This is a genomic window from Oleiphilus sp. HI0117, assembly GCF_001635235.1.
The window spans coordinates 1-989 of record NZ_LWGA01001169.1 but is presented as its reverse complement, the minus strand read 5'-3'; the positions used below and the strand labels follow the sequence as shown (position 1 = coordinate 989).

Sequence of the window (989 nt, the reverse complement as noted above, 5' to 3'; positions counted from 1 at the left end):
TAGTGTCATCCGAATATTTAACCGTTGTCATCCAAGTTATGCTTAACTTTTCTTCAGGGTTAAAGTGATTTTCTGTACTTCTATCATTTGAAAGCAGATTAAAAACCTTTGGGTCTAGAGGTGCCTCTCTAAACTCGATTACTAACTCAGGCCCTACTCCACCACCTTGACCGCCATTAGTTCCAGGGGCAGCTCCACCGCCACCACTTCCACCTCCATTACAGCCAATTAGAGTTCCAGTAACTAAGCACGTTGATATAACTTTTATAGCCGTATTTTGCATTCCTTTATCCCCTGAATAGTGAAAATAGATTATATTTCAGCATCAAAAGGGATTTACGAATCAGAGGGTCTTTGTTAGGTGACCTTTATAGACTTGATCAAAGCTAGGAAATGTTCTTTCGCACTTTATGCAATCACGAGAGAACAGTAAGGACATGCCTCCCCGCCTTTTAAATCCCTTTCTTGTACCTGCGAATAACAACCTTCACATTCGATCGTTTCTTCGCTAGTGCCCAATGCCACTTGAGTTTCTGGGAGAAACCCTTCCTTTTGAGCTTCTATAAGAATATCAGACATTTTATTCCCTTGGTATCTTTAAAACTCTGATCTTATTAGATAATAATTTTGACGACCCCAAATAAAGGATCATTAGCACCTAACCTTAACGCAAAAAAAAGCCCCATATTTCAGGGGCCAAACTCAACACTACTCAACCGGGCTGCTTAAAGGTGCAACTTTTCATAGTAGATACTCGATTAAAAATTGAAATTCAGTTTATAAGGCTCTGTGATACTGTCCTTACTCTACCATTCAGACATAGCGCTGAGGCATAAAGTCACATTTAACCACATATTTTTCTCAAAGCTCTATAGACACTATATCCGCTAGATCATTCTAAACGGCCCTACCCGAAATCAAAGCTATTATGACAAGCCAGATAGGTATTCCCCCCCCACTCTTAGCCCACTCTGGATCAATAAAACCTC

The 989-nt window shown here is 40.1% G+C and carries 1 protein-coding gene; it reads right to left on the bottom strand.

The window, feature by feature from the left end; all coding sequences use genetic code 11:
- Positions 1-283, bottom strand: a 283-nt coding sequence (locus A3757_RS20700) for a hypothetical protein (RefSeq protein WP_304439205.1), incomplete at its 3' end; no start/stop codon positions are given.
- Positions 284-989: the final 706 nt, after the last annotated feature.